The sequence below is a fragment of the Enterobacter sp. 342 genome, from assembly GCF_036663495.1.
In the GTDB taxonomy this organism is placed as follows: domain Bacteria; phylum Pseudomonadota; class Gammaproteobacteria; order Enterobacterales; family Enterobacteriaceae; genus Enterobacter.
Genome location: NZ_JAWUEI010000026.1, coordinates 1 through 23,343, shown reverse-complemented (window position 1 = coordinate 23,343; position 23,343 = coordinate 1). Strand labels below are relative to the sequence as shown.

General features: G+C 56.6%; 23 protein-coding genes and 1 pseudogene. 4 read left to right on the top strand and 20 right to left on the bottom strand.

Annotated features, from left to right (window positions below):
• Positions 1-63: 63 nt before the first annotated feature.
• Positions 64-513, bottom strand: coding sequence for a DUF2919 domain-containing protein (locus V6E55_RS18540; protein ID WP_114977577.1), 450 nt, complete (start codon positions 511-513; stop codon positions 64-66).
• Positions 500-925, bottom strand: coding sequence for a GNAT family acetyltransferase (locus tag V6E55_RS18535; RefSeq protein WP_023308738.1), 426 nt, complete (start codon positions 923-925; stop codon positions 500-502). Before V6E55_RS18535 ends, V6E55_RS18540 begins: the two co-directional genes overlap by 14 nt.
• 212 nt (positions 926-1,137) lie before the next feature.
• Between V6E55_RS18535 and amiA the strand changes: the two genes are divergently transcribed.
• Positions 1,138-2,013 (top strand): N-acetylmuramoyl-L-alanine amidase AmiA, encoded by an 876-nt coding sequence (gene amiA, locus V6E55_RS18530; RefSeq protein ID WP_023308739.1) that lies wholly within the window; start codon positions 1,138-1,140, stop codon positions 2,011-2,013.
• The gene (gene hemF, locus V6E55_RS18525) at positions 2,013-2,912 is read left to right on the top strand and encodes an oxygen-dependent coproporphyrinogen oxidase (protein WP_316943568.1); all 900 of its coding nucleotides are present in this window, start codon (positions 2,013-2,015) and stop codon (positions 2,910-2,912) included. Before amiA ends, hemF begins: the two co-directional genes overlap by 1 nt.
• Before the next feature lie 42 nt (positions 2,913-2,954).
• Here hemF and eutR read toward each other — a convergent pair whose 3' ends face one another.
• The 18 genes from eutR to maeB form a co-directional block, all read right to left on the bottom strand.
• The gene (gene eutR, locus V6E55_RS18520) at positions 2,955-4,007 is read right to left on the bottom strand and encodes an HTH-type transcriptional regulator EutR (RefSeq protein WP_114977575.1); all 1,053 of its coding nucleotides are present in this window, start codon (positions 4,005-4,007) and stop codon (positions 2,955-2,957) included.
• Positions 4,008-4,055: 48 nt separating this feature from the next.
• Positions 4,056-4,577, bottom strand: coding sequence for an ethanolamine utilization microcompartment protein EutK (gene eutK / locus V6E55_RS18515; RefSeq protein ID WP_316943566.1), 522 nt, complete (start codon positions 4,575-4,577; stop codon positions 4,056-4,058).
• Between the two features lie 11 nt (positions 4,578-4,588).
• On the bottom strand, positions 4,589-5,248 hold the full coding sequence (gene eutL, locus V6E55_RS18510; RefSeq protein ID WP_129995242.1) for an ethanolamine utilization microcompartment protein EutL: 660 nt from the start codon (positions 5,246-5,248) through the stop codon (positions 4,589-4,591).
• 9 nt (positions 5,249-5,257) lie between these two features.
• Positions 5,258-6,154 carry an ethanolamine ammonia-lyase subunit EutC gene (eutC, locus tag V6E55_RS18505; protein ID WP_316943564.1) on the bottom strand — a complete coding sequence of 299 codons (897 nt, stop codon included), beginning with the start codon at positions 6,152-6,154 and terminating at the stop codon, positions 5,258-5,260.
• A gap of 20 nt (positions 6,155-6,174) precedes the next feature.
• On the bottom strand, positions 6,175-7,536 hold the full coding sequence (gene eutB, locus V6E55_RS18500) for an ethanolamine ammonia-lyase subunit alpha (RefSeq protein WP_114977571.1): 1,362 nt from the start codon (positions 7,534-7,536) through the stop codon (positions 6,175-6,177).
• Positions 7,537-7,547: 11 nt separating this feature from the next.
• On the bottom strand, positions 7,548-8,951 hold the full coding sequence (eutA, locus tag V6E55_RS18495; protein ID WP_129995240.1) for an ethanolamine ammonia-lyase reactivating factor EutA: 1,404 nt from the start codon (positions 8,949-8,951) through the stop codon (positions 7,548-7,550).
• On the bottom strand, positions 8,948-10,180 hold the full coding sequence (gene eutH, locus V6E55_RS18490) for an ethanolamine utilization protein EutH (protein WP_129995239.1): 1,233 nt from the start codon (positions 10,178-10,180) through the stop codon (positions 8,948-8,950). The genes eutA and eutH overlap by 4 nt, the downstream gene beginning before the upstream one ends.
• 27 nt (positions 10,181-10,207) lie before the next feature.
• The gene (gene eutG / locus V6E55_RS18485) at positions 10,208-11,395 is read right to left on the bottom strand and encodes an ethanolamine utilization ethanol dehydrogenase EutG (protein ID WP_129995238.1); all 1,188 of its coding nucleotides are present in this window, start codon (positions 11,393-11,395) and stop codon (positions 10,208-10,210) included.
• Positions 11,385-12,224 (bottom strand): ethanolamine utilization protein EutJ, encoded by an 840-nt coding sequence (eutJ, locus tag V6E55_RS18480; RefSeq protein WP_129995237.1) that lies wholly within the window; start codon positions 12,222-12,224, stop codon positions 11,385-11,387. The genes eutG and eutJ overlap by 11 nt, the downstream gene beginning before the upstream one ends.
• A 12-nt stretch (positions 12,225-12,236) precedes the next feature.
• A complete protein-coding gene (locus V6E55_RS18475) occupies positions 12,237-13,640 on the bottom strand; it encodes an aldehyde dehydrogenase family protein (RefSeq protein WP_114977567.1) in 1,404 nt (467 codons plus the stop codon).
• A gap of 11 nt (positions 13,641-13,651) precedes the next feature.
• A complete protein-coding gene (gene eutN, locus V6E55_RS18470; RefSeq protein WP_016153954.1) occupies positions 13,652-13,939 on the bottom strand; it encodes an ethanolamine utilization microcompartment protein EutN in 288 nt (95 codons plus the stop codon).
• Positions 13,940-14,053: 114 nt separating this feature from the next.
• Complete coding sequence (eutM, locus tag V6E55_RS18465) at positions 14,054-14,347, bottom strand: ethanolamine utilization microcompartment protein EutM (protein WP_114977566.1); 294 nt, start codon at positions 14,345-14,347, stop codon at positions 14,054-14,056.
• A gap of 40 nt (positions 14,348-14,387) precedes the next feature.
• On the bottom strand, positions 14,388-15,404 hold the full coding sequence (gene pta, locus V6E55_RS18460; RefSeq protein ID WP_316943562.1) for a phosphate acetyltransferase: 1,017 nt from the start codon (positions 15,402-15,404) through the stop codon (positions 14,388-14,390).
• Positions 15,401-16,204, bottom strand: a complete 804-nt coding sequence (gene eutT / locus V6E55_RS18455) for an ethanolamine utilization cob(I)yrinic acid a,c-diamide adenosyltransferase EutT (RefSeq protein ID WP_129995235.1) — start codon at positions 16,202-16,204, stop codon at positions 15,401-15,403. Before eutT ends, pta begins: the two co-directional genes overlap by 4 nt.
• Positions 16,205-16,213: 9 nt before the next feature.
• Entirely contained in the window at positions 16,214-16,918 is a 705-nt protein-coding gene (gene eutQ / locus V6E55_RS18450) for an ethanolamine utilization acetate kinase EutQ (protein ID WP_316943560.1), read from the bottom strand.
• Positions 16,896-17,375, bottom strand: a complete 480-nt coding sequence (eutP, locus tag V6E55_RS18445) for an ethanolamine utilization acetate kinase EutP (RefSeq protein ID WP_114977562.1) — start codon at positions 17,373-17,375, stop codon at positions 16,896-16,898. The genes eutQ and eutP overlap by 23 nt, the downstream gene beginning before the upstream one ends.
• 12 nt (positions 17,376-17,387) lie before the next feature.
• On the bottom strand, positions 17,388-17,723 hold the full coding sequence (gene eutS / locus V6E55_RS18440; RefSeq protein WP_114977561.1) for an ethanolamine utilization microcompartment protein EutS: 336 nt from the start codon (positions 17,721-17,723) through the stop codon (positions 17,388-17,390).
• Between the two features lie 160 nt (positions 17,724-17,883).
• On the bottom strand, positions 17,884-20,163 hold the full coding sequence (maeB, locus tag V6E55_RS18435) for an NADP-dependent oxaloacetate-decarboxylating malate dehydrogenase (protein WP_114977560.1): 2,280 nt from the start codon (positions 20,161-20,163) through the stop codon (positions 17,884-17,886).
• A 289-nt stretch (positions 20,164-20,452) separates the two neighbouring features.
• Here maeB and tal point away from each other — a divergent pair, with 289 nt between their 5' ends.
• Positions 20,453-21,403 (top strand): transaldolase, encoded by a 951-nt coding sequence (gene tal / locus V6E55_RS18430; RefSeq protein WP_114977559.1) that lies wholly within the window; start codon positions 20,453-20,455, stop codon positions 21,401-21,403.
• Between the two features lie 19 nt (positions 21,404-21,422).
• Positions 21,423-23,267: pseudogene (tkt, locus tag V6E55_RS18425) on the top strand (transketolase); the annotation flags it as partial.
• Positions 23,268-23,343: the final 76 nt, after the last annotated feature.

Below are 23,343 nucleotides of genomic sequence, written 5' to 3'. Positions count from 1 at the left end.
TGAAACGTCCTTACTTGTTAAATCAACGCTTGTTGGAGTGCGACATAGGCAAAAAGTGCCGTATTAATCATCCTGATGCGTAAAACAGGCGCGAAAACGCGGGTTGGTCAGCAGCCACAGCAGCGCCACAATATCCGCAACCACCAGCGCAATACCGATGCCCGTAAGCGGTTCACCGTACCACCAGAGAACGGGTTGCCAGCAGAGTAGCGCAATCTGGGCGAGGATCAGCAACCCGCGAAGCGCCCCCCACAGACGTGGGATCATATGCCGCCGTCCGCTGCATAAAAAAGCAACCACAGCAGGAACACCCGGCAATAAGCCGAGCCAGAACGCATCGTGATCGGGGTAAAAGAGATTCAGCAGTGTGTCGCCCTGCCCGCGCGACGCACCAGCCATCACAAACAGTACCCAGGTGCGGGCCTGGAGCAGCAGAACGCACCAGAATAAAAAGGGCAACCTGACGCGGCCCTGCGCGTCATAATCAGCCGGATGGATCTCAGTACTCTTCATCTTCGATCAGACGTTTTCCTAAACTCAACACGTCAGAATGCTCATAGCCCAGACGCTCATACATGCCCAGCACAACGTCGTTATCTTCCCGCACCATGATCTGAATTTTCGGGCAACCGCGGGCAATGAGCTTTTTCTCAAGACGATTAAGCAAAGCATTGGCGATGCCACGACCACGATATTCCGGGTGAACGCCCAGATAATAGGCCGACCCACGATGACCGTCGTAACCGCCCATTACCGTCCCCACCACCTCGCCATTCACTTCAGCAACCAGAAACAGACTGACATCGTGATTCACCTTCCGCTCGATATCCATTTCCGGATCGTTCCACGGACGCAGCAGATCGCAGCGCTCCCAAAGGGTGATCACCTCTTCGAAATCTTCCTGGCGAAAAACGCGTATCTCCATGGTATTAACCGCCTTTTCGGGTTTAAAAACAGTGATTATGGCGTGAACCTCTCGTTTAGCCAATAACCGGGGAAAATCTCACCAAAATTTGGCATAATGTCAGTTTGTCACGTATTGAAATGAAAAGTAAAACAATTGCCAATAAGGACTGTCGTAACGCCAATCACGATACGATATAACACCAGGACTCCAATTTTTACAATTCAGGCCGCATGAGCACATTCAAACCATTAAAAGCACTCACATCGCGTCGTCAGGTTCTCAAAGCGGGGCTGGCGGCCTTAACGTTAACGGGCATCGCAAAGCAGGCTCAGGCAAAAGACGAGAGCACGCTCAAAACCAGTAACGGACACAGTAAGCCGAAGACCAAAAAGCCGGGCGCAAAGCGTCTGGTGATGCTTGACCCGGGCCATGGCGGGATTGATACCGGCGCCATCGGCAAAAACGGTTCGAAAGAAAAACACGTCGTGCTCGCGATTGCAAAAAATGTGCGCGCGATTTTACGCAGTAACGGCATTGACGCCCGCCTGACGCGCTCCGGCGACACCTTTATTCCGCTGTATGACCGCGTGGAGATAGCCCATCAGCACGGGGCAGACCTGTTTATGTCGATTCACGCCGACGGCTTTACCAACCCTTCTGCGGCTGGTGCCTCAGTGTTTGCGCTTTCTAACCGTGGCGCCAGTAGCGCCATGGCGAAATATCTCTCGGATCGCGAAAACCGGGCAGATGAAGTTGCCGGGAAGAAAGCCACCGATAAAGATCACCTTTTACAGCAGGTGCTGTTTGACCTCGTGCAGACCGATACGATCAAAAACAGCCTGACGCTCGGCTCACATATTCTGAAGAAAATTAAGCCAGTGCATCGTCTGCACAGTAAAGGCACCGAGCAGGCGGCGTTTGTGGTGCTGAAGTCACCGTCCATCCCGTCCGTGCTGGTGGAAACCTCCTTTATCACCAACCCGGAGGAAGAACGCCTGCTCGGCACCACGGCGTTTCGCCAGAAGATTGCCAACGCTATCGCTTCCGGCATTATCAGTTACTTCAACTGGTTCGATAACCAAAAAGCGCACTCCAGGAAACGTTGATGAAACCCAATGCTCAACTGGTCAAAGCCTTCCTGCTACAGCTGCAGGATGAGATTTGCCAGAAACTGGCCGCCGCAGACGGCGGTGAATTTCAGGAAGATAACTGGCAGCGTGAAGCCGGTGGCGGTGGGCGCAGTCGGGTACTGCGTAACGGCGGTATCTTTGAACAAGCTGGCGTCAATTTCTCGCACGTTCATGGTGACGCGATGCCTGCGTCAGCGACCGCGCATCGTCCTGAACTGGCAGGCCGCAGTTTCGAAGCGATGGGCGTCTCGCTGGTGGTGCATCCGCACAACCCGTTTGTGCCGACCAGCCACGCCAATGTGCGCTTTTTCATTGCGGAAAAACCAGGGGCCGATCCAGTGTGGTGGTTTGGCGGCGGTTTCGACATGACGCCCTACTACGGCTTCGAAGAGGATGCCGTACACTGGCACACCACCGCGCGAGACCTTTGTCTGCCGTTTGGCGAAGACGTTTACCCGAAATATAAAAAGTGGTGCGATGACTACTTTTACCTGAAGCACCGCGACGAGCAGCGCGGCATTGGCGGACTGTTCTTTGACGATTTAAACACACCTGATTTTGATACCGCGTTCAGCTTTATGCGCGCGGTGGGCGAAGGCTATACCGACGCGTATATGCCCATCGTCGAACGCCGTAAAAACACCGACTATGGCGTACGTGAACGCGAATTCCAGCTTTATCGCCGCGGGCGCTATGTGGAGTTCAACCTGGTCTGGGATCGCGGGACGCTTTTCGGACTTCAGACCGGCGGGCGCACGGAATCCATTTTGATGTCGATGCCGCCGCTAGTGCGTTGGGAATATGACTGGCATCCGGAAGCGAACAGCCCAGAAGCCGCCCTTAGCGAGTTTATTCAGATCCGCGACTGGGTGTAATTGCCTGATGACATTAGCATCGCTTTCGGCACGCTAATGTCATCACGCCCACTGGCGCATACGCTGATGCAGCGTCAACGACGGTTTCTCCGCAAACAATTGCTGGTAGTCGGTGGCAAACTGTCCCAAATGCCAGAATCCCCACTGCATGGCGGCATCTTTTACCGTCGCGCTTTGCGACCACGGGCTTATCAGTTCGCGACGCACGGCGTTCAGACGAATACGTTTTAACCAGGAATTTGGACCGATTCCGAGTATAGTATGAAAGGCGTTTTGCAACGTTCGACGGCTGACGTGCAACTGATTACACAGATCGAGTACGGTCAGTGGCTCTGACATATTTTCCAGCACATATTCGCGCGCACGCGACAGCAGACGACGATAGCTCTGATGGCTGATGCTCTCGGCCGTGATTATCGGCTGTGCGTCTTCCAGCATTGTGCCCATAGCCAGCAGCAGGTTATCGCCCAGCACCTTGCGTACCGCAGGTTGATGGAGGTTCTCCGGCTTCTCACTAAATGTCGCCAGCGCCTGCTGCACGAATCCCCACAGGGCAGCTTTGTGCTGTTCTTTCACCTCCAGCGCCGACTGGCTGCGCAGCATATGCAGCACCCTTTCCGGGTTATGCAGGAAGTTGGCCTGACGGGCAATCGCCTCTTCTGAAATAACGACACCCAGAATGGTGTAATCATCCGGCGTACTCAGTTCAAACTCCGTCCCGCCCGGGCGGGTCGCAATTTCAGCGTTACCCAGACACTGGGTGCCAATAAATCCCTGTTCGCAGCGCGTGGCCGGAATACCAAACCAGAATGAGTTCGGCCAGACAAGACACGACTGACGCAGCGCCAGCCCGGTGTATTCACGGAACACCTGAATATCATCGAGCAGGATTTCCGTGAACTCGCCATGAAATTTTCCCGGATGCAACTGGTCGTAGATCTGCTGCCAGGCGGTAATCGTCAGCGCATGCTCATACACATCCGTTGTGCGCCGCTGGTGAACGTTGTCCACCTCAACTTTCGGCGTAAGTTTAACGTCTTCGGGTAATGCTTCATGATAAAGATGGTGCAGGTTTGCAGTTCGGGTCTTTTTCATGATCTTTTAAGCCGGAAGCGCCAACGACGCCACCGGCCCTCCGACAGGTTAATTTTTTAAGCGATAGCGACTACTGCGTTTACGCAACGCTCCGTGAGAAAAGAGCTGTTCCAGCGCCTTTCGGGCCTCATCAAGAGACCAGCCAAAGTGGGCAGCCACTTCCCCTGCCGTCATTCCTTGACGGACCGATGCCAACAACGCCATAAGCTGCTCAGAGGAGTCAGACGTCAAGGAGGTATTCAGCGTAGTAACGTCTGTTTTCACTTCGGGCTTCTGTTCTGGTTTCTTCGGCTGGCGCGTAAAACCGCCGATCAGCCACTGGGTGTCATCGTCCGGCCGGCCTATTTCCTTACGGCTGATAACACGACCCGTACGCGCTGCGGCGGCGCTGCCGGCATCCAACGCTGCGCGGCATGCCGCCAGATCGCCTTCCACCGCCAGTGTCAGCCGGCCAGGATCGAGCACTTCGTGGCTAAGCAGACGCACGTTCGCGGCTTTCAGCATGGCATCCGCCGCGTCTACGGCAGCCACCATGCCATCCACTTCCAGTAATCCCAGTGCATTGATCATCACAACCTCTCTTACGCGCGCTGAACAGGATTACGGGCAATATCCAGCACGGCATCAGCAAAGGCGTTACAGGCAGCTTTACAGGCAGCCTGGCTACCGGTCAAAAACGCCGCCGAGTAGTTGGTTTCTGACGGCGGTGGCACATAAGTCACCAACTGCACATCGGCAGACTTCAGCGCAGCATCAATACCAAATGTTGCTTCCAGCGGCGGCGCCACCAGATACGCCATCGGATCGCCAGGTCGGCATCCCGCCGTCGCCGAAAGATATGAGCCGGTACGCGAAACCACGTGTGCCAAGAAAGCGGTATCTTCTGTGTCATTCGCCCACTGGAACGCGGCACCGCTTTCAATATTGGCCACCATCGCGTCCAGACCTGCGCGAACTTCGGCCGGGTTTGGCCCTCCGAGCATAATCAGCACTTCGCCCGAGGTTGGAGAGGGGCTGTGCGCCGCGCCGGCATACAGCGAGCGGCCATAAACCACTTCGACCATTGCCTGTTTTGTCGCTTCATCTGCGGCAATATACGCCACGTCATCAGAATCTGCTGTGATGAGTCCGAGGCTACGTACGTGGGGCGGTAATTTAAGTTCTCGAGCAAAACCGTCATTTACCGAGGCGATCACGCGCATTGCGGTGACTGAAGGTCTAATCAAATCTAATGCTGGCATGATGCCTCCTTAACGAGTCATATTGATGCCGGAGGCTTTTTGCTCCAGCATGCGTTTGGCCAAATCCACAATTACCGCCGCCGCTTCAACCGGTGGCGTACCGCCCTGGTGAATATTCGAGATACAGGTACGGTCAGCTTCAACGGTCGTCGCCACGCGCGGTGAATAGACGGCGTAGCAGGAAAGGCTTTCAGACTGACCAAGGCCCGGACGTTCCCCAACCAGCAGGATCACGGCTTTCGCGCCCAGCAGTTCGCCAATCTGATCTTCGATTTTCACGCGACCATAGCGAACAAAGAACGGCGTCCCGACCTTTAACCCGGCCTGTTTTAACCCTGACAACAGTGGCGGCAGGATCTCTTCATAGTTGGCGGTGATGGCGTCGGTAGACAGGCCATCAGAGATAATCACCTGCACATCCGGGTTCATTACACACTGTGATTTCAGCGCTTCAATGGCTTCCGCACTCAGACGACGACCCAGATCCGGGCGCGTCAGGTACAGGTTTTTGTCACTGATTTCCGAGCGTACTTCCAGCAGCCCCTGGGCTTTTACCCACTCTTCCGGCACTTCTTTCAACACCGTGTCTTTTGAACGCGAGTGATCGGCCAGGAAACGCAGCAGCGCCTGAGTGCGCGGGCGTGGACCAGCACGGCCGGTACATACACGCGCGGCGGTGCTGCGGCGCAGCTCGGTCAACACCTCTGCGCGGTGCGGGTTCTCAACGCCAATCCACGCTTTGGCCTCGGCGGAGCCTAAATCCATCGCACAGCTTTCACCCGCTGGTGCCGCGCACTGCGTAGTACTGCATTTCGCTTCTGGTGACGGCGCTTGCGCCTGTGGCTGTGACTCGCCCATTGACGCCATAACACTGCGTACAATTTCTTCAATCTGTTTTTGATCCATCGTGTGTCATCCCCGCGTCATCAGAAGAACAGTGACGGATCGCCCGCCCGTTTGGTCAGGCGACCGTTTGCCATAATGCCCATGGTTTCCAGCCAGCGTTCAAACTCCGGCGACGGACGCAGGTTCAGCAACTGGCGCACGGTCGCGGTGTCGTGGAAAGCGGTGGTCTGGTAGTTGAGCATGATGTCGTCACCGAGCGGCATGCCCATGATGTAGTTGCAGCCAGCGGTGGCGAGCAGAATCATCAGGTTTTCGTTAAGGTTCTGGTCAGCATCCGCATGGTTGGTGTAACAGCAGTCGCAGCCCATTGAGATACCGCTCAGCTTGCCCATGAAGTGATCTTCTAAGCCTGCGCGAATAATCTGCCGGTCGTTGTACAGATACTCCGGCCCGATAAAGCCCACTACGGTGTTCACCAGGAACGGATCATAGTGACGCGCCAGCCCGTAGTTACGCGCTTCCATCGTCACCTGATCTGCACCGAAGTTCGCGCCAGCAGAAAGCGCAGACCCTTGCCCGGTTTCGAAGTACAGGCAGTTTTCCCCCGCAATCCGGTTGAACTCCGCGCCCACTGCTCGTGCTTCATCCAGCATCGCCAGCTCAACGCCGAACTCTTTTAAGCCTTTTTCGCTGCCGCAGATGCTCTGGAAAATCAGCCCGCCCGGCGCGCCGCGACGAATCGCTTCGATCTGAGTGGTAACGTGCGCCAGCACGCAGCCCTGGGTCGGAATGTTGAATTTGTCGATAACGCCGTACACGGTATCCAGTACGCGGCTTAAGTTTTCCACGTCATCCGTTACCGGGTTTACGCCTATTACCGCATCACCCGCACCGAACGAGAGCCCTTCGTAGATTTGTGCGGCAATACTCTGCACGTCATCACGGGTGTCGTTTGGCTGCAAACGACAGCTAAAGGTGCCCGGCAGACCAATGGTCGTGTTGGCCTTTTTGATTACCGGCATTTTCTTACCGCCGTAGATCAGGTCCGCGTTAGAGCAGATTTTTGCTACCGCAGCGACCACTTCTGATGTCAACCCTTTGCGCATAAACGCAATGTCATCAACGGACGTTTCATCGCTCAGCACGTACTCGCGCAGTTCGCTGATGCTCCAGTTTTTGATGCGGCTATAGGCCGTTTCGTTGACGTCATCCTGAATCAGACGCGTCACGCAGTCCTCTTCATAGGAAATCACCGGGTTATTGCGAATATCCGCCACCGTCATTTCCGACAGTACCTGCTTGGCCGCCACGCGCTCCTGCGAACTGGCTGCCGCGACCCCTGCCAGCACATCCCCCGAACGCAGTTCGTTGGCTTTTGCCAGCACCTCTTTCACATCCTTAAACTGATAAACATTGCCGAACAATGTGGTCTTTAGTTTCATAAGTCGTTCCCTCAGGAAGGAAATGCGAGTGATTTCACCGTCACCGGCACAACCGATCCGCCAAAAAGAGGCGTACCAATGTCGATATAGTCCCCCGCCCGGACAACCACCTCATCGATGACCGCCAGCGGGTGTTGCTGTAACTGTGGGCGTAACAGCATGCCCAGGGCTTTACCAAAATCCTGCTCGGCTACTACCAGCAGGGGATGCGGATTCGGATAGCGCGCGAAAAAGGCCAGTAGCGCATCAATCACCGTTAACAGTGCGGCGTAGCGCACCGGCAGCGAACCTGGCAGCGCCAGCACATAGGCGTCCGTTTGCGGATCCAGATCGAGCTGCATCAGCGCCTGCTGCCATGCGGCAACCAAATCAGCCTCATCAACCGGAATCGCCACCGGCAGATTGCGCAGTGGAAGCGTCACCCCCTCCAGCCAGATAGTGCTGCCCGAAAGCGACAGCGTATGCGCCCCGGCGCCAATCACCGTGGCGCGCACGGTTTGCGCCGGGAACTGCACGTTCATCTCGCGCAGACGCGGATGTTCATGCAGCGCCGTGGCGAGCAGCGGCCCGATATCGGAAAAACAGAACGGATCGGCAGGCTGGTTGCGGTAGCATTCACCCACCCCGCCGGACAAGGTAATCACTTCAGGCTTCACGCCCGCTGGCAGTAAACCGGTTTGCATCAGCGCCTGCGCCAGCGGTGAAAGCGTGCCGTCAATCACCTCGACAATCAGCGCCGCCATCCGTCGGGCCACCTGAACAAGCTGCGTCGCATTGAGGGTTCGGGCATCAGTACCCGGACCAAATACGTCATCAACAATCTTCTGTCCCGGCTGATGCGCATGCGCCACTCGGCCCTGACCGTCCGTTTCCAGCAGCCGTCCACCAACGTTCAGGCAGGCCGAACCGCTGATCTTTCCGGCATCGAAAAGGACGTAGTTCGACGTACCGCCACCGATGTCGATATTCAGTACGCGGCATAACGTCTGCTCAGACAGGGTTTGCGCCCCCGCGCCGTGACCGGCAATCACCGATTCCAGATGGGGACCGGCGCTGGCAACCACGAAATCCCCCAGCGACTGGGAGAGCGTCATCACCGCGGGTCGCGCGTTGCGGGTTTTGGCGCTTTCGCCAGTAATAATGATCGCACCGGAATCGACGGCCTCAGGCTTGATGCCCGCCGCCTGATACTGGTCGAGGATCAGCGCCTTAAGTTCGGTCTCTTTCAACCCGCCCTGCTTATCAACGGGGGTAAAGAACACCGGGCTTTGCCAGCTAATTTCGCGTTTGATGAACTCGTAGCGCGGCACCTGCGACACTGCTGCACGGTTGACCAGCTCAAGGCGCGAGAAGATCACCTGAGTGGTGGTGGTGCCGATATCGATACCGACGCTCAGTAGCTGGCGAGTCTTCACGATTGCGCCTCCGGATGAGTTTCTGCGGGTGCCGGAACATCTTCGTCTTTCGGTACTAACAGCATAGCCACGCCAATCGCCGTCACGCCGCCGATCAGCTTGCCGACAATCATTGGGAAGATCATGGCGTTCATGTTGGCGGCAGCGAAGCCTAAGTGGTCACCCAGAGCAAAGGCCGCAGAGACCGCAAAGGCGCAGTTGATCACTTTGCCGCGGGTATCCATATTCTTCATCATGCCGAACATAGGGATGTTGTTGGCTAGCGTCGCGACCATGCCCGCAGCCGCAATGTTATTAACGTTTAACAGCTTGCCGATGCTCATCAGCGGTTTTTCAAACCAGCGGGTCAGCAGCAGCACCATCGGGTAAGCCCCCAGCAGCACACAGGAGATAGAACCGATAACTTCTATGGCGCGCATCACTTCACCCGGCTTGTCTCCCGGTGCCATGAAGATAGGATCAAGACCCGGGATCAGCTCCCAGCCGAGCAGGAATTTGATCACCGCGGCCGCCAGACCGAGGGTGATCAGCGCCACGAGGAATTTTGCGAAGATCTGGAAGCCGTTGATCATTTTTTCCGGGATGAATTTCAGTCCCAGCGCCACCAGCACGGCGACAATCAGCACCGGGATCATGTTCATCAGGATCAGCGCAAAGGTGAACTCCACAGGCTGACCGTTAATTTCCACGCCGGAATACATCGCGATCAAACCACCCGCAATACAGCCAATCGGAATGGTGACAATACCGGCCAGCACGCCCAGCGCCAGATAACGACGGTCAGAGGGTTCAATAATCCCCAGCGCAACCGGAATGGAGAAGACCAGCGTCGGACCCATCATCGCCCCGAGGATCAGGCCAGAGTACAGCCACGCCGCAACGTCGCCGCCCGCCAGTTCTTTGGCCAGGAAAAAGCCGCCCATATCGCACGCCAGCAGCGTACCGGCAAACATCGATGGGTTCGCGCCGAGCATTTCGTACAGTGGAATAATCACCGGCCCGAGCACATGCGCCAGTACTGGCGCCAGCGCGGTCATACCGACCATCGCCAGGCCCAGCGCGCCCATCGCCATAAAACCTTCCTCAAACTGGCCGCCCGAACCCTCAATACTCTTACCGAACTTACCGAGGAAGCGCGCCGAACCGCCAAACTGCGACAGGATCCTGTCCACGGCGGCAATCAGCATAAAGAACATCATGATGTACATGATGATTTCGTTAATTCCCATAACCTTCACTCCCTGTCATATGTGTCTTTATTGTGCCGCCGCATACAACGCGATAATGTCGGCCTGCGTGGCGGTGCGTGGGTTACTGCGAATACAAATATCCTCCAGCGCGGCGTGTGCCCATGCGCTGTAATGCTCGGGTTTTGCCCCAACGTCAGAGAGTCGTTTGGTCTGGCCCACTTCGCTAATCAACTCGCTGACGGCGTTGATGGCATCGCGGTCATCCGACTTCTTGTGGGTTAGCGCCCGTCCGATGTGGCTAAAGCGCTCACGACACACCATGCGGTTAAACCCCATGACCGTGGGCAGCAGCATGGCATTAGCCTGTCCGTGCGGGATGTGCAGCGCAGCGCCCGGCTGGTGCGCCATCGCATGACACAAACCCAATCCCGCGCTGGAAAACGCCATTCCCGCCATGCAAGACGCCAACAGCATGCTTTCCCGCGCCGCCAGATCCTGACCGTATCCGACGGCCTTCGGCAGCGATTTACCGATCATCGCAATCGCGCCAATCGCCAGGCTGTCGGTAAAGGGCGTCGCGTTCAGCGCGCTATACGCTTCAACGGCGTGCGTCAGCGCATCGATCCCGGTCATCGCCGTGACGTGTGCAGGCACACCTTCCGTCAGCGCGGCGTCAAGGATCGCCACATCCGGCATCAGGGTTGCGTGGGCCAGCACCTGTTTAAGTCCCGTCGCGGCGTCGATAATCACCGTGACGTCAGTGGTTTCTGAGCCCGTTCCGGCGGTCGTTGGCACAGCAATCAGCGGCAGGCGCGGGCGCAGCACGCTGTGCTCCGTCATGTCAGCCAGCGTTTGCGTGGGGTTGGTCACCAGCAATGCCACTGCCTTTGCGGCATCCAGTACGGACCCCCCGCCTAAGGCCACCACGCCATCGCACTTCGATTCACGCAGTTGCGCGACCGCCGCGCAGACGTCCGTAATGCACGGTTCGCCCACCGGACATGGCCATAGCGTCATCGCCACGCCTTTCATCGCAAGGCTGCGCTCCAGTGCGACGGTCATCCCCGCCTGATGCAGGAAGCTATCAACCATGACGAACATATGCGTCAGTCCGCGCGTTTGTGCTTCCTGTCCGCAGGTGCTAAGCGCTCCCGGACCGCATAACGTAACCGGTGGAACGCTAAACGTTTTTACGCGTTGCAGATTCAGGGTATCGAATGCCTGAAAGAGCGCGGCCTGCAATTCAGCTTGCATAGATTCCTTCCGCTTTTTCTTTTCCGCTGTTGGCAATCGCCAGCGGAGTCATAAACAGGCTGTGCTGGGGTAGATGCACCTGCAGCGCCGGGAAACGCTTGCGGAACAGTTCGTCAACACCCGGCTGCATACAGGAGCCGCCGGCCAGCCACAAGTCAGCGACGTCATGGCCGGCTATATGGTGAGCCACGATTTCCGCCATCTTTTCGTAGACCGGCTTAACCACCGGCCAGATTTCTTTGCCGTTACTGCGCTTGTACTGCTCGGCGTCCTCCAGCGAGATGCGACGATTCCCGGCCAGCGTCAGCGAAATGTGATGCCCGCCAGTCGCTTCATCGGCGGACCAGGCCACATTGCCCCGCTTCACAATGGCAATCCCGGTGGTACCGCCACCGATATCCACCACGCCAGCGTTATCGAGCTGCAACAGGTTCGCCACCGCGGTCGGCTCGTCGAGCACATGACTCACTTCAAGCCCGGCAGACTCCAGCACGTTTATCGAAATTCGCGGGTCCGTCCCCGGCGGAAACGAAGTTGCCGCATGGGTAAAGCGGCAGCCCAGCTGTTGTTCGAGCGTATCGAGATGGCGACGAACGATGGTCACCGCGCCGATGAAATCCCAGACGATGCCATCGCGCACGACATCGGCCCAGTCCAGGCAAACCGCAACCGGCTCTCCGTCACTGTCGACAACCATCGACACCACATCACAGGTTCCCAAATCAACGCCCAGCCAAAGCGGCGAATCGCACGCAGCAGGCGTCTGGTTACATAGCGTTGCCGCTTTTAGCAGCCTGGGTGTCAGCCAACGTTGTTCGTCGTGCGCCATCGTTTCTTCTCCTTATACAATTCTGAAGGCGTCCACCAACACACAGCGCCGCAGACGCACAAAGGTACGCGCGCTGGTCACCCCTTCCCCGGTTGGCGTGGTAATGGTCATCGTGGTCCAGCCTTCGCCGCCGAGCCCAAGCCCCGCAATACATGGTCCGTTCTTGACAAAAATGCTGGTATCAATGGCGTTTGCCATGCGGTTCATGTTGTCGATATTGCGCGAATGCATCGCCGCCGTATGGTGGCAGCCGCCTTCAAGCCTGACCGCCAGCTCAATGGCTTCATCGACGTTGGCGACCCGCACGACCGGTAGAACCGGCATCATCAGTTCGGTGACGGCAAACGGATGCGTCGCTGAGGTTTCGACGAATAACAGCCGGGTTTGCTCCGGTACGTTCAGAGCTATCGCCGCAGCGATTTTTCCTGCATCGCGGCCTACCCAGTCACGACTGACCGTGCCTTTACCGCGCTCATCGATATTTTTCAGCAGCACGGGTTGCAACTGTTCGGCCTGAGCCGCAGTCAGTTTCACCGCGTGCTGGCTTTCCATCAGGCGCATCAGTTCGTCGGCAACGCTGTCCACGACGATCAGGATTTTTTCATCGGCGCAGATGATGTTGTTGTCAAACGACGCACCTTTGACGATCGACTGCGCCGCGCGCGCCAGGTCGGCCGTTTCATCCACCACCACCGGCGGATTACCCGCACCGGCGGCAATAAGACGCTTGTTGGTGTGCTTACGCGCGGCATCCACGACGGCTTCACCGCCGGTCACGACCAGCAGGCCGATGCCTGGGTACTTAAACAGACGCTGGGCGGTTTCAATATCCGGATTGGCAACGGTAACCAGCAGGTTGACCGGGCCGCCTGCGGCAACAACCGCCTGGTTGAGCAGAGTGATAGCGCGCTGAGACACGCCTTTAGCCGCCGGATGCGGTGCGAAGACCACGCTGTTGCCAGCGGCAATCAGGCTGATGGCGTTGTTAATAACGGTCGCGGCCGGATTGGTGGACGGCGTCACCGAGGCCACCACACCCCACGGCGCATTTTCAATCAGCGTCAGGCCGTTATCGCCGGTCAGGACCTGCGGAGACAGGCATTCCACCCCTGGCGTGCCTCGCGCCTGTGCCACGTTTTTGGCGAATTTATCTTCAACGCGTCCCATGCCGGTTTCTGTGACGGCAAGTTCCGCTAATTCTCTGGCGTGCTTTTCGCCCGCCTCACGCAGAGCCGCAATAGCCAACTGACGCATAGCGACGCTTTTCAGCCCCTGCTGGGCCAGTTTTGCTGCCGCCACTGCGTCATCCAGGGAGGCAAAAACGCCCATTTCTTGAACGGCACTGACGGGCTGGCTGCTGTCTTTCATTTTCAGCAGCACCGCTTTCACGACCTGTTCAATATCCTGTTGATTCATGATTTTCTGCCTTATTTATGGAAGATCACCTGGCCACCTGCCACCACTTCATCGACGATGCCAATCACGCACAGATCGACAGGTGATGATTCGTTACGGTGCGCCTGACGAGCTGAGCTTCCGCTGACCAGCAGCACCCACTCCCCGGTTCCCGCCCCGATACTGTCGATAGCAACAGCACACTGCCCGTCGGGATTACCGCAGGCATCAATCATTTCCACCATCAGCAACTTGTCGTGCGCGAGCCCCTGATGGCGTACGGTACAAACAATTTGTCCTGTGACGATTGCCAGCTTCATACGCACCTCCGTGGCATATTTCAGGTAAAACCTCCCCCTACCCTCCGCAGAAGGTAATGTGAAAAGGAGAGAGGGTGACGCCAGCAATGAAGCGTGTGGCGTCACATGGACGACTTACATGTCGTTGCTGTCGCCTTTAAAGCCGATCGGGAACACCTCTTCCAGATCGCCATGCGGACGCGGGATTACGTGTACGGAAACCAGCTCGCCAATACGCTGTGCAGCCGCAGCACCTGCGTCCGTTGCCGCTTTACATGCCGCTACGTCGCCACGGACCATGGCAGTGACCAGACCGCCGCCGATCTGCTTCACGCCAACCAGTTTCACGCGTGCCGCTTTAACCATTGCGTCAGAAGCCTCAATCAGTGCAACCAGGCCCCGGGTTTCAATCATTCCTAATGCTTCCATTTTGCTTTCCTCTTAAGTCAAAGGGGTCCAGAACGGGACCTTATACAACCAGTGTGTTCGAGGCGTTTTCACGACTCACGTCAGTCTGGCGCGGCACCGCTGCCACCAACGCCAGTTCGATAATTTCCTGTACGCTACAGCCGCGAGAGAGGTCATGAAGCGGTGCGGCAAGTCCCTGAATCAACGGACCAACGGCACGATACCCCCCCAGACGCTGAGCGATTTTGTAGCCAATATTGCCTGCCTCCAGCGACGGGAAGACCATCACGTTGGCATTGCCCTTTAACGGACTGGCGGGCGCTTTCTGTGCAGCGACATCCGGAACAAAGGCGGCATCAAATTGCAGTTCGCCATCCACGATAAGCTGAGGGGCCCGCTCACGAACAATCTCCGTCGCCTGCTGCACGTTAGCGACGTTTGGATGGCGAGCGCTGCCATTACTTGAAAATGACAGCATGGCCACGCGCGGCTCTTCACCTGTGATCGCCTTCCAGGTTTCAGCGCTGGCGATGGCGATGTCCGCCAGCTGTGCCGCGGTGGGTTGTGGCACAACGCTGCAATCGGCAAACCCTAATGACGGCCCGAGGTACTGCGGTAGCATCAGGAAAATTGACGACAGCGTTTTGCAGCCAGGCTGTAATCCAATAATGCGCAATCCTGCGCGCAGCACGTTTGCCGTTGACGACAGGTTGCCCGCAATACACACATCAGCTTTGCCGGCACTGACCATCGCGGCGGCAAACATCAGCGGATCGTTGAGCTTTTCTCGCGCATCCGGCGGTGTTTTTTCGCCCGCACGCGCCAGCCAGCGCAGGGCAAACGCTTCACGCATCTGTACATTACTTTGTGGATCAATAATCTGAATACCGTCCATGGCTACGCGATGGCTAAGCGCAAACTGGCGTAGCGCAAACGGGCTGGCGACGAGAATGGGATGCGCCAGACGGTGCTGGTGCAGGTAATTTGCCGCCTGCAGTACCCGAACATCCAGCGCATCCGGGAACACCACACGTGCCGGTGCGCGGTGGGCGAGTTGGCGAGCACGTTCAACGATCATGGCTTCTCCCCCAGTCGCTGTTGAATTTGGCTAACCGTCAGTGGGCGCTTCGACACGCTCAGAATCATCATCACGTAGACCGTACTGGAAAGGCGGTTGAGCGCCTGCATGATGTCCGGTCGCATAACGTCAAAACGACGGGAGATGAAAACCCGGGCCGCCACCGTCTCGGTTTCACGGACTTTGGTACGCAGCAGGTTCAGCAGCGCACAATCACGTCCGTGGCAGGCTTCCGGTACCAGATGGTCGTGGTCCAGATAGCGCAGCGGCTGATGCGAAAGGCGGTGTAAATCTTCGTCGCTTAAGCCAACGATGGCTTGTGCGGCCAGTAGCTCGTCCATCGCATCGGCGCGCATAATGTTGCCCAGGCGCGAGCGAATATCCGAAAGCCACGGCTGCCACGGTTCCGACAGTTCTATCTGCAACCACACGGCCAGCGCGATGGTGCTGTCCAGCGCGGCGCGAAATCCCAGGCGCGGATCGCTTTTGGCAACCATCTTGTCCGCCGTCAGATGCGTCAGCGTGTCGGGTTTCTTCGCCACCGGTTGATGACACAATTCGCAGTTGGCCTGTGGATGTGTATCGCTGCTGGTTAACCCATGCACCGGCTGCAGCTGTTGTTCTTCGTCATCAATAAACAGGCTGCCCTGCTCGTCAATAAACTTAATGCGCAGATGTCGGCTTTCCAGTAATTCCCGGGCAGACGGCGTCAGGCGAGCATCAGTGGGGAGATGAATTTCAGCCCCTTCACTGAGCGTATGATTCGCTCTGAGCCATGCTTCGGTAATGAAATCCTTCATACATCCGCCTTAGCAGGACTGCCAGTTCGCAGGCCAGGCCACATACAGAAACTTCACCGTCGAGGGCGTACCAAATTCGATGCTGGAGCCTTTCGGGATAAACATCACGTCCCCGGCTTTAGCAATCATGGTTTCGCCTTCATGACGAACGTGCAGCTCGCCTTCCAGAATCATGTCGATTTCGTCGTAATTCAGCGTCCATGGGAAAAAGGCGTTATCCCACTGCATGAACCCGGCGGCCATGCTGCTACCGTCCTGGTCGGTTACCAGATCGGTTAATCCCACGCAGTGCGGCTGCGCGCCGTCAAAACGACCAAACTTCACGCTGCTGCCGTCGATGACTTTGACGCCGCCTTTGCCGGTGACCGAGTTAAAGCTCGGCTGCATTGCGCCCTGCTCCAGCGACTGTTTCTCCTTCATGACTTTGTCCATCAGTTGGGCAACCAGGCTTTCAGTAAACTGCCCTTCCGGTAGCTGTGCGATGATGGTTTCACGAATGCGTTGGCTTTCCGTTTTACTTTCGTCAACCGCAGCCGGTTTCGCAGCGGCTGCGCATGGCGTCGATTCATCGCATTCGCTGATGGTAACGCCCAGCAGCGCCGCAACTTCTCGCGCCTCCGGGGTGACGATGCTGGCGCGCAGAACAACCGACATTTCCTGTTCGCCGCGTGCGTGGGCCGCACGAATATCGTTAGCTGTGATGAGTTTTTTCACCTGCCCTTTCCTCCTTTTGGCTGAGCTCAGTCAGATAATCCACCAGGTGCTGCACGCTGCGCGGGTCATGGCTATTGAGCTCAAAAATCGGCTCCTGAAATCCCATTCCGCGAAGAAGTTGTCGCGTTGCGGCGACGTCTGCATCCGGCATGTCCATTTTGCTGATAACGGCGATGTGTCGTTTACTGGCACCAATATCCAACAGCCCGGCAGGTAAGCGACTTTCTTTATCATTTGCCGCGTGTATATAAATCAACGTATCGACATCCTGCAGCGTGGTAATTAAGGCGTGATACCAGCGCGGATGGCTAAAATATTCCCCTGGCGTATCGATATCACCATTTTCATTAAACTCCACGGCCTGTGTTTTTCTGGCGAGGGAATAATTCCCCTGTAGCGCATTAAAGAGCGTTGTCTTCCCCGCCCCCACCGTACCGACAAACGCAATACGTTTCATCGCCGCCTCTGATTAACTTTTTGTCAGATTGCATAAAGTGAAATTTAATAACCGGCCCAGACCACTTACCGTCTGTAATAACGCCTCTTCTACCGCACCTACCGAGCCGTAGATAACAAGCGCACCGCTGAATCTATCGAGAAAGCCGATATGTACACCTGCCGCTTTCAGGGCTAAGTCACCGGCAATCATCGCGGTTTCTCCCGGCGTCAGCGTCATGATGCCGATGGCGCCTGCTTCGGGAACGCCGATCTTTTTCGCCAACTCCTCGCCGGGGTGCGCAATGAGATGCGCCAGCGTGACCTGTTTCCCCGGCACAAATTCCTGAATAATGCGTTCTTTTTCCATTGCTCACCGCCTCCTCTAAAACTGCCCTCATCGTGGCAATCTTTTGTCAGAGCAAATAACAAAATTCGGCAACCAGGTTTAAAAGGTGAAGTGGATCACTAAGAAAGGGAAAATAAAAAGGCGCGGGAGAAACCCGCGCCGGAAATAAATCAAAGTGAAATTACAGAGGCTGCGTCTGCGCCTCAACCACCGCCAGCGCCACCATATTCACGATACGACGCACAGAGGCAATCGGTGTTAACACATGCACCGGTTTCGCCACCCCCATCAGTACTGGCCCTACGGTCACCCCTTCAGAGCTGGAGACACGCAGCAGGTTATAGCTGATACGCGCCGCTTCCACGTTCGGCATAATCAGGATGTTCGCAGAACCTTTCAGCGGGCTGTCCGGCATCCGTTCGTTGCGGATGCTCTCCACCAGCGCTGCATCGCCGTGCATTTCGCCATCAATCATCAGCTCCGGTGCACGCTCGCGCACCAGCTCCAGCGTCTGACGCATTTTGCAGGCCGCCGCTGATTTGGATGAACCAAAGTTAGAGTGCGACAGCAGTGCCACCTTCGGTTCAATACCAAAGCGACGCACGGTCTCGGCCGCCATCACGGTTATTTCTGCGAGTTCGTCCGGGGTTGGGTCATCGTTAACGTAAGTATCGGCAATAAAGGTGTTGCCGCTTGGCAGCAGCAGTGCGTTCATCGCCCCGGCGGTATGAACGCCATCGCGATAACCGAAGATCTCCTGCACCACGCTGAAGTGTTCGTGGTAGTCACCAACGGTACCGCAGATCAACGCATCGGCTTCACCACGATGAACCATGATCGCGCCGATCACCGTCGTGTTGCTGATGACGGCTTTCTGCGCCTGTTCCTGGGTGATCCCGCGACGTTTCATGATCGCGTAGTATTCGCTCCAGTACTCTTTGAAACGCGGATCGGATTCGTTGTTGACGATCTCGAAGTCCACACCCGGCTTAATTTGCAGGCCCAGTTTCTGGATGCGCATCTCAATAACGCTCGGACGACCAATCAGGATCGGCTTCGCCAGGCCTAAGGTGATCAGTTCCTGGGTCGCGTGCAGCACGCGAGCCTCTTCCCCTTCCGCCAGTACCACGCGCTTCGCATCGGCACGCGCCTGAGAGAAGATCGGCTTCATGAACAGGTTGGTTTTGTAGACAAACTCGGTGAGTTTATCGACGTAGGCATCGAAATCCTGAATCGGACGCGTCGCCACGCCGGAGTCCATCGCCGCTTTGGCAACGGCGGGAGCAATCTTGACGATCAGACGCGGGTCGAACGGTTTTGGAATGATGTAATCCGGGCCAAAGCTCAGATCCTGGTCGCCGTAGGCGGAGGCAACCACTTCACTCTGCTCGGCGTGCGCCAGCTCCGCGATAGCGTGAACCGCGGCAAGCTTCATCTCTTCGTTGATCGCCGTCGCGCCGACATCCAGTGCCCCACGGAAGATGAACGGGAAGCAGAGCACGTTGTTGACCTGGTTAGGGTAGTCGGAACGACCCGTACAGATGATGGCATCTTCACGCACCGCTTTCGCCAGCGGCGGCAGAATTTCCGGTTCCGGGTTAGCCAGCGCAAGAATCATTGGCGCGCGCGCCATCTTCTTCACCATCTCCTGGGTCAGCACTTTCGGGCCTGAACAGCCGAGGAAGATATCCGCGCCATCAATGACATCCTCCAGCGTGCGTTTACCGTCGTCTTCAACCGCATACGCCGCTTTGGTTTCCGCCATGTTTGGCTCGCGGCCTTTATAGATAACACCTTTGGAATCACAGACCACAATGTTGTGCTTCTGCATACCCAGCGCCACCAGCAGGTTCATACAGGCGATGGCCGCAGCTCCCGCACCGGAAACGACCATGCGCACGTCAGAGAGATTTTTCTCCACTACGCGCAGACCATTCAGAATAGCGGCGGTACTGATAATCGCGGTACCGTGCTGGTCATCATGGAACACGGGAATGTTCATACGCTCGCGCAGTTTCTGCTCGATATAGAAACATTCCGGCGCTTTGATGTCTTCCAGGTTGATACCGCCGAAGGTCGGTTCCAGCGCAGCCACCACGTTGATGAATTTATCGGGATCGAGTTCATCCACCTCGATATCAAATACGTCGATACCGGCGAATTTCTTGAACAGAACACCCTTCCCTTCCATCACGGGTTTACCCGCCAGCGCACCAATGTTGCCAAGACCTAATACCGCTGTGCCGTTAGAGATAACGGCAACAAGGTTGCCACGCGCGGTATATTTGTAGGCCGCCAGCGGATCTTTTTCGATTTCCAGACATGGTGCAGCAACGCCTGGCGAATAGGCCAGCGCCAGATCGCGCTGCGTCGCCAGTGGCTTGGTGGGGGAAACCTGGATTTTACCCGGGACAGGGAACTCGTGAAAATCGAGGGCACTCTGTTTTAACTGCTCATCCATCTTCTTTTTCCTTTCACGTATCGGTCAAAAGGGTGACGTAAGCGATCCTGTTGCACACCCTGGTGTGCCGCCTAGTATCGCCGCAGGCCGCCACATAAACTTTGAAGGCTGCCAAACTCTCACCATCACACATTAAAAATTGTTATCAATTTATAACAGCCATGTTACCCGTCTCAAAAGCAATGCCGCCCCCGTCTGCTATGCTTTTTTGTTAAGTCCATCATGATTTTTCCAGAAGTGTGAACTAACGCACTCATCTAACTCTTTTATTTTCAAGGAGTAATTATTTATGAATCAGTTAGACGGCATCAAACAATTCACCACCGTGGTCGCAGACAGCGGCGATATCGAATCGATCCGCCACTATCAGCCGGAAGATGCGACCACTAACCCGTCGCTATTGCTCAAGGCCGCCGGGCTTGCGCATTTTAGTCATCTGATTGATGACGCTATTGCTTACGGTAAACAGCGCGGGAAAACCCAGGAGCAGCAGGTCACTGAAGCCAGCGACAAGCTGGCCGTTAATTTTGGTGCAGAAATTCTGAAAAGCATCCCCGGACGCGTCTCGACGGAAGTCGATGCCCGTCTCTCTTTCGATAAAGAAAAGAGTATTCACAAGGCCCGCCGTCTGGTTGACCTCTATCAGGAGCAGGGGATCGATAAATCTCGCATCCTGATCAAACTGGCATCGACGTGGGAAGGCATTCGTGCGGCAGAAGTGCTGGAAAAAGAGGGTATCCACTGCAACCTGACGCTGCTGTTCTCGTTTGCTCAGGCACGCGCCTGTGCCGAAGCGGGCGTGTTCCTCGTCTCGCCGTTTGTCGGACGCATCTACGACTGGTATCAGGCAAAACAGCCGATGGATCCGTACGTGGTCGACGAGGACCCGGGCGTCAAATCGGTCCGTAATATCTATGATTACTTTAAACAGCACCGCTACGACACCATCGTGATGGGTGCCAGCTTCCGCCGTACCGAGCAGATCCTCGCCCTGGCAGGCTGCGACCGCCTGACCATCTCCCCTAATCTGCTCAAAGAGCTGCAGGACAAAGAAGAGACGGTGATCCGCAAGCTGGTCCCGACCTCCACCGTTCTGCCAAAACCGAAAGCCATGACCGAAGCCGAGTTCCGCTGGGCACATAATCAGGACGCCATGGCCGTGGAAAAACTGGCGGAAGGCATCCGCCTGTTCGCCGTCGATCAGCGCAAACTTGAAGATCTTCTCGCCGCCAAACTTTAACCTTGCCACGGAGTGAACTATGTCCCGTAAAGAGCTAGCCAATGCCATTCGCGCCCTCAGCATGGATGCCGTGCAGAAAGCCAATTCCGGCCACCCTGGCGCGCCTATGGGCATGGCTGATATTGCCGAAGTATTGTGGAACGACTTCCTGAAGCACAACCCCAACGACCCCACCTGGTATGATCGCGACCGCTTTATTCTCTCTAACGGCCACGCCTCAATGCTGCTCTACAGCCTGCTGCATCTTTCCGGTTACGACCTGCCGATTTCCGAGCTGAAAAACTTCCGCCAGTTGCACTCCAAAACACCGGGTCACCCGGAGATTGGCTATACGCCTGGGGTGGAAACCACCACCGGACCGCTCGGTCAGGGGCTGGCGAATGCGGTCGGGCTGGCGATTGCCGAGCGCACGCTGGGCGCGCAGTTTAATCAGCCGGGGCATGACATCGTTGACCATTACACGTATGTGTTTATGGGTGACGGCTGCCTGATGGAGGGGATTTCCCACGAGGTCTGCTCCCTTGCGGGCACGCTGGGGCTGGGCAAGCTGATCGGGTTTTACGATCACAACGGCATCTCCATCGACGGGGAAACCGAAGGCTGGTTTACCGACGACACGGCGAAACGCTTCGAAGCCTACCACTGGCACGTGGTGCATGAGATCGATGGCCATGACCCAGAGGCAGTGAAAAAAGCGATTCAGGAAGCGCAAAGCGTGAAGGACAAACCTTCCCTGATTATCTGCCGCACGGTTATCGGCTTCGGCTCACCAAACAAAGCGGGTAAAGAAGAGGCGCACGGCGCGGCGCTGGGTGAAGAGGAAGTGGCGTTAACCCGGCAAAAACTGGGCTGGAAATACCCGCCATTTGAGATCCCAAAAGAGATCTACAAAGCATGGGATGCCCGCGAAACAGGTGAAAAGGCGCAGCAGTCCTGGAACGAGAAGTTTGCCGCTTACAAAAAAGCGCACCCGGATCTGGCTGCCGAGTTTTCCCGCCGCATGAGCGGTGGCCTACCGGAAGACTGGGACGATAGAACCCAGGCGCTGATTGAAAACCTGCAGGCCAACCCGGCGAAAATCGCCACCCGTAAGGCCTCGCAAAATACACTCAATGCCATTGGACCTATCCTGCCCGAACTGCTCGGTGGCTCAGCGGACCTCGCGCCCAGTAACCTGACGATCTGGTCTGGTTCAAAATCACTGAAAGAGGACATTGCCGGGAACTACATCCACTACGGCGTGCGCGAGTTCGGGATGACCGCCATTGCCAACGGCATCGCCCATCACGGCGGCTTCGTGCCCTACACCGCCACCTTCCTGATGTTTGTCGAATACGCCCGCAACGCGGCGCGCATGGCGGCACTCATGAAGGCGCGACAGATTATGGTCTATACCCATGACTCAATTGGTCTTGGGGAAGACGGACCAACGCACCAGGCGGTGGAACAACTGGCCAGCCTGCGCCTGACACCAAACTTCAGCACCTGGCGCCCATGCGATCAGGTGGAAGCGGCGGTCGGCTGGAAGCTGGCTGTGGAACGCCATACTGGCCCGACAGCGCTGATCCTGTCACGCCAGAACCTGGCGCAAATTGAGCGCACACCAGAGCAGGTGAAAAACATCGCCCGCGGCGGCTACATCCTGAAAGACAGCGGCGGCAAACCGGACGTGATCCTGATTGCGACCGGTTCGGAGGTGGAAATCACGGTGAAAGCCGCCGAGAAGCTGACCGCCGAGGGTCATGCGGTGCGCGTGGTGTCATTGCCATCAACGGATATCTTTGACGTCCAGGATGAGGCGTACCGGGAATCAGTTCTGCCATCCAACGTTGCGGCTCGCGTGGCGGTAGAGGCCGGTATTGCCTGTGAGTTCAACGGGTCGATGCAACGCTATCCTTAATCAAGGGGGACGTTGCCATGAAACGAAGAACTCGGATTAA

Excerpts from the sequence above, each read along its gene's own strand:
- V6E55_RS18540 (WP_114977577.1), bottom strand. The coding sequence starts at position 513 with ATGAAGAGTACTGAGATCCATCCGGCTGATTATGACGCGCAGGGCCGC.
- V6E55_RS18535 (WP_023308738.1), bottom strand. The coding sequence starts at position 925 with ATGGAGATACGCGTTTTTCGCCAGGAAGATTTCGAAGAGGTGATCACC.
- amiA (WP_023308739.1), top strand. The coding sequence starts at position 1,138 with ATGAGCACATTCAAACCATTAAAAGCACTCACATCGCGTCGTCAGGTT.
- hemF (WP_316943568.1), top strand. The coding sequence starts at position 2,013 with ATGAAACCCAATGCTCAACTGGTCAAAGCCTTCCTGCTACAGCTGCAG.
- eutR (WP_114977575.1), bottom strand. The coding sequence starts at position 4,007 with ATGAAAAAGACCCGAACTGCAAACCTGCACCATCTTTATCATGAAGCA.
- eutK (WP_316943566.1), bottom strand. The coding sequence starts at position 4,577 with ATGATCAATGCACTGGGATTACTGGAAGTGGATGGCATGGTGGCTGCC.
- eutL (WP_129995242.1), bottom strand. The coding sequence starts at position 5,248 with ATGCCAGCATTAGATTTGATTAGACCTTCAGTCACCGCAATGCGCGTG.
- eutC (WP_316943564.1), bottom strand. The coding sequence starts at position 6,154 with ATGGATCAAAAACAGATTGAAGAAATTGTACGCAGTGTTATGGCGTCA.
- eutB (WP_114977571.1), bottom strand. The coding sequence starts at position 7,536 with ATGAAACTAAAGACCACATTGTTCGGCAATGTTTATCAGTTTAAGGAT.
- eutH (WP_129995239.1), bottom strand. The coding sequence starts at position 10,180 with ATGGGAATTAACGAAATCATCATGTACATCATGATGTTCTTTATGCTG.
- eutG (WP_129995238.1), bottom strand. The coding sequence starts at position 11,395 with ATGCAAGCTGAATTGCAGGCCGCGCTCTTTCAGGCATTCGATACCCTG.
- eutJ (WP_129995237.1), bottom strand. The coding sequence starts at position 12,224 with ATGGCGCACGACGAACAACGTTGGCTGACACCCAGGCTGCTAAAAGCG.
- V6E55_RS18475 (WP_114977567.1), bottom strand. The coding sequence starts at position 13,640 with ATGAATCAACAGGATATTGAACAGGTCGTGAAAGCGGTGCTGCTGAAA.
- eutN (WP_016153954.1), bottom strand. The coding sequence starts at position 13,939 with ATGAAGCTGGCAATCGTCACAGGACAAATTGTTTGTACCGTACGCCAT.
- eutM (WP_114977566.1), bottom strand. The coding sequence starts at position 14,347 with ATGGAAGCATTAGGAATGATTGAAACCCGGGGCCTGGTTGCACTGATT.
- pta (WP_316943562.1), bottom strand. The coding sequence starts at position 15,404 with ATGATCGTTGAACGTGCTCGCCAACTCGCCCACCGCGCACCGGCACGT.
- eutT (WP_129995235.1), bottom strand. The coding sequence starts at position 16,204 with ATGAAGGATTTCATTACCGAAGCATGGCTCAGAGCGAATCATACGCTC.
- eutP (WP_114977562.1), bottom strand. The coding sequence starts at position 17,375 with ATGAAACGTATTGCGTTTGTCGGTACGGTGGGGGCGGGGAAGACAACG.
- eutS (WP_114977561.1), bottom strand. The coding sequence starts at position 17,723 with ATGGAAAAAGAACGCATTATTCAGGAATTTGTGCCGGGGAAACAGGTC.
- maeB (WP_114977560.1), bottom strand. The coding sequence starts at position 20,163 with ATGGATGAGCAGTTAAAACAGAGTGCCCTCGATTTTCACGAGTTCCCT.
- tal (WP_114977559.1), top strand. The coding sequence starts at position 20,453 with ATGAATCAGTTAGACGGCATCAAACAATTCACCACCGTGGTCGCAGAC.